This window comes from Nonomuraea sp. NPDC048916 (genome assembly GCF_040649575.1).
Classification (GTDB): Bacteria; Actinomycetota; Actinomycetes; order Streptosporangiales; family Streptosporangiaceae; genus Nonomuraea.
On sequence record NZ_JBEZFS010000328.1, the window covers coordinates 1 to 353 of the forward strand.

The window sequence follows — 353 nt, forward strand, 5'->3', positions numbered from 1 at the left end:
CGACGGCGACGATCCGGGCCAGGTTGTCCACGGCGGTACGGAGCTTGCGGGCGGCGGACCAGCCCATGGAGACGTGGTCCTCCTGCATCGCGGAGGACGGGATCGAGTCGGCGGAGGCGGGAACGGCCAGCCGCTTCATCTCGCTGACCAGGGCGGCCTGGGTGTACTGGGCGATCATCAGACCGGAGTCGACCCCGGCGTCGTCCGCGAGGAACGGCGGCAGGCCGTGCGAGCGGCTCTTGTCGAGCAGCCGGTCGGTGCGGCGTTCGCAGATGGAGCCGAGGTCGGCGGCGACGATCGCGAGGAAGTCGAGGACGTACGCGACGGGCGCGCCGTGGAAGTTGCCGTTGGAC

General features: G+C 71.1%; 1 protein-coding gene. It reads right to left on the reverse strand.

Annotated features, from left to right (window positions below):
- Positions 1–353, reverse strand: a 353-nt coding sequence (locus AB0C16_RS41075; RefSeq protein WP_357691650.1) for an aromatic amino acid lyase, incomplete at both ends; no start/stop codon positions are given.